This window comes from Glaciecola sp. MF2-115 (genome assembly GCF_047250385.1).
Classification (GTDB): Bacteria; Pseudomonadota; Gammaproteobacteria; order Enterobacterales; family Alteromonadaceae; genus Glaciecola.
Window position 1 is genome coordinate 1 of record NZ_JBLBVM010000019.1, and the last position, 3,826, is coordinate 3,826.

Annotated in this window: 3 protein-coding genes; all 3 read left to right on the top strand. The window is 39.9% G+C overall.

Annotation, left to right across the window (positions count from 1 at the left end):
* Nucleotides 1-273 precede the first annotated feature (273 nt).
* The 3 genes from ACKLNX_RS00160 to ACKLNX_RS00170 all read left to right on the top strand — a co-directional run bounded on the left by ACKLNX_RS00160 (nt 274) and on the right by ACKLNX_RS00170 (nt 3,633).
* Nucleotides 274-588 (top strand): hypothetical protein, encoded by a 315-nt coding sequence (locus ACKLNX_RS00160; RefSeq protein ID WP_412970784.1) that lies wholly within the window; start codon nt 274-276, stop codon nt 586-588.
* 1,423 nt (nt 589-2,011) lie between these two features.
* Nucleotides 2,012-2,335: a low molecular weight protein tyrosine phosphatase family protein gene (locus ACKLNX_RS00165; RefSeq protein WP_411695540.1), complete on the top strand. Its 324-nt coding sequence runs from the start codon at nt 2,012-2,014 to the stop codon at nt 2,333-2,335.
* Nucleotides 2,336-3,162: 827 nt separating this feature from the next.
* Nucleotides 3,163-3,633: a hypothetical protein gene (locus ACKLNX_RS00170; RefSeq protein WP_412970785.1), complete on the top strand. Its 471-nt coding sequence runs from the start codon at nt 3,163-3,165 to the stop codon at nt 3,631-3,633.
* Nucleotides 3,634-3,826 lie beyond the last annotated feature (193 nt).

The following is a 3,826-nucleotide window of genomic DNA, read 5'->3' on the forward strand; positions in this document are numbered from 1 at the left end:
GTTTTTAAGTAGTTATTTTCGGGTTCGCGAGCATCGGCTGTTTGGTCTTCGCTGAGTAACATCAGTTGTTGTTTTGGCTTCAAACGAGTATATTTTTACCTAAATGGTTAACGCAAAGGGACATGGATTGTTGTATCAAAACCGCAATAACATCAAGCAACATAACAAACGCATCAGTTCACTCCCTTCGGTCGCTGGGACAACTTTACGGCCGCATTTCGCGTTGCTCAAAAGCTGCACCCATAAACTTGCCCTCTATGCGGGGTGTTATGTATGTTAGTTGCTCCAGAGCGTCCAAAGGGTTATTTATCCACAGCAATCGCCATATTTGTAATTAGTCTTGCACCATGTTTATTGCTAATTGTGTTTTTGCCTATAGGAAATTATTTTCTTTTACTGCTGCCATTCATCGGTACGTTTTTGCTGCAGAGGTTTCTGCCTAGATTTTTGTATAATGATGAGTGCAAGCAGTATAATCTGGAGCTGGAAAAGTATAGGAAGCAGGTAAAAAAGCAATCAGCGCTAACTACAGATGGTCTGCAAAATGAAGCGGCAAATGATAAAGCCCAAAATAAAAACAAGAAGTAGCTCGTTCTTTCAAGAGTCACTCTCATCTGTTTTTAAAGAGTTAATTTCGGGTTCGCGAGCATTCGCTGTTTGGTCTACGCTAGTCAGCACCAGTTGTTGTTTTAACGTCAAACGAGTATATTTTTACCTAAATGGTTAACGCAGGGAGACATGGATTGTTGTATCAAAATCGCACCAACATTCAGCAACATAACAATCGCATCAGCTCACTCCCTTCGGTCGCTGGGACAAGCTTACGGGCGCATTTCGCTACGCTCAAAAGCTGCACCCATAAACTTGCCCTCTATACGGGGTGTTAGGGTGTACGTGAAATCCGAAGGGTTAAAATTATATTGGAACACGCATAAGCGATCTATATTAACTGTAGCTTTTCTCTGCTTAATGCCATCCAGTTTTATTGGCTATGAGTATGAGGCGATTCGTGGTTTTTTATTTTTTATTGGTGTTAATAGTTTATTTTTATTATCTACTTTAATTCCTTTCAGAAAATCACTCAGGTCAAAGTATGGTAAAAGTCAGTTTTAATAGTCAGCCACATAATAGTTGGCTGTGGCGCAAGCTCTTACTTTCAAGAGTTACGCTCATCTGTTTTTAATGAGTTGATTTCGGGTTCGCGAGCATTCGCTGTTTGGTTTTCGCTGGTCAGCACCAGTTGTTGTTTCAACGTCAAACGAGTGTTATTTTTACCTAAATGGTTAACGCAAGGAAACATGGAATGTTTGGTCAAAATCGTAATAAATTCCGGCTACCTAACAATCGCATCAGTTCACTCCCTTCGGTCGCTGGGACAACTTTACGGGCGCATTTCGCGTTGCTCAAAAGCTGCACCCATAAACTTGCCCTCTATGCGGGGTGTTATGGTTAACACAAGAAGCTAAAAAGCGGAGTAAGCTCAAAAGCGGTACTTCGTTAGTGTTTCTTATCCGTGGTTCGCGCGCTTCCGGTGTTTGGTTATTGCCTTATCAACATCACCTAAAGCTCTTTCTCTAAAACCGAATACTCATCTTAATGTGGATAACTGTTTCCATGTTCGCGAGCATTTGTCGTTTAGTTTCCGCTAAAATGCATAAGTTCTCGTCGCGAAAGTTCAGTTCATGCTCGTTCTTTCAAGAGTCACTCTCATCTGCTTTTAATAAGTTGTTTTCGGGTGCGCGCGCATTCGCTGTTTGGTCTTCGCCAGGATAATTCAGTTGTTGTTTCAGTCAAAGTTGGTTAATGTTTAACTTCAAACAACGTATCAAATAACAACATCAAAGGAGTGAGGTTTGTTAATTCAAAATTGCATTAGTCCAACCAGTTATAACAATCGCATCAGTACACTCCCTTCGGTCGCTGGGACAACTTTACGGGTGCATTTCGCGTTGCTCAAAAGCTGCACCCATAAACTTGCCCTCTATGCGGGGTGTTATGTGGTGGAAGTAAAATGAATCTCTTGTTTGTGTGTTCTGAAAATCGCTTACGAAGTCCAACGGCTGAAGAGGTTTTCAATCAATATGACAACGTAGATGCTATCGGCTGTGGAACAAACTTGGATTCAGAAACACCATTGTCGGGTGATTTAGTAGAATGGGCAGATGTCATTCTAGTTATGGAAAAAAGCCATAAAAATAAGGTGCGCAAAAAATATAAAGACCTTCTAAAAGATAAGCGTTTAGTCTGTCTTGATATTCCAGATAATTACGAAAGGATGCAGCCAGAGTTGGTTCGTATTTTAGAAAATAGAGTGCCTAAATATGTCAGACTTTAAGAAGATAAAAGCGCTATTTGGTATTTTCTAAAGCTCGTTCTTTCAAGAGTCACGCTCATCTGTTTTTAATGAGTTAATTTCGGGTTCGCGAGCATTCGCTGTTTGGTTTTCGCTGGTCAACATCAGTTGTTGTTTTGAGTTCAAACGAGTATATTTTTACCTAAATGGTTAACGAAGGGAGACAAGGATTGTTTTATCAAAATCGAGTTAAATCAACCAAATATAACAAACGCATCAGTTCACTCCCTTCGGTCGCTGGGACAACTTTACGGGCGCATTTCGCTTCGCTCAAGAGCTGCACCCATAAACTTGCCCTCTATGCGGGGTGTTATGCTTAAGAGTAATGAGATGAGTAGTAAAAGCCTTGTTGGCGTAATCTTTGGCATATGCTTTTTTTCATTCCTAATTCAGCTCTACTATATCGGGTCATTGGCAGATTCGGTTGCAAATGTGTCAGGGAATCTTATCGCAAATTTTATGTTACCTATCGCCTTAGCACTGGTACCATCATTTATCTTTTTATTCGCAACATCTAAAACATTAAACCGAACTCAAAAGGTACAGGTTTATATTTTTCCAATGTTGTTTGTAATTACTTTAATTTCCTACTTTTATTGGATATTCCAATAGGGAACTCACTAATATAAGCGAAGTGTCCTCAGTGACTCAGGCGAATGCTCGTTCTTTCAAGAGTCACTCTCATATGTTTTAAATGAGTTGTTTTCGGGTTCGCGAGCATTTGCTGTTTGGTCTTCGCCGATTAACATCAGTTGTTGTTTCAACGTCAAACGAGTATATTTTTACCTAAATGGTTAACGCAGAGGGACATGGATTGTTTTATCAAAACCGAGTTAAATCAACCAGATATAACAAACGCATCAGTTCACTCCCTTTGGTCGCTGGGACAAGCTTACGGGCGCATTTCGCTTCGCTCAAGAGCTGCACCCATAAACTTGCCCTCTATGCGGGGTGTTATTCTTCTTCGGGGGAAAGCTTTGAAACTATCTGAAACAGAAGTCAAACTGCTTATGCAATATCAGACTTTATCAACCTCAAAAAGTAAGAGATTTAATCGACTTGCCATTGAAATAATTCCGCCAATTGTCTTTGTATCAATTGGTTTGTTTACTGGGAATTACAGTTGGTTCCTGGCATTGATAGCTATAATGGTTGTATATAATTTGCAGCGTGTTTTCAGACAGCAGAAATACATAACTGAATTACAGCTAATATCGCAAAAAGTACTAGCTGAAAACACCCAAACTACTAACGCTACTAAATATGGCTCTGAAATTTGAAAGTCTGAAGCTCGTTCATTCAAAAGTCACTCTCATCTGCTTTTAATGAATTATTTTCGGGTTCGCGAGCATTCGCTGTTTGATTTCCGCCGGTCAACATCAGTTGTTGTTTTGGATTCAAACGAGTATATTTTTACCTAAATGGTTAACGCAGAGGGACATGGATTGTTTAATCAAAACCGAGTTAAATCAA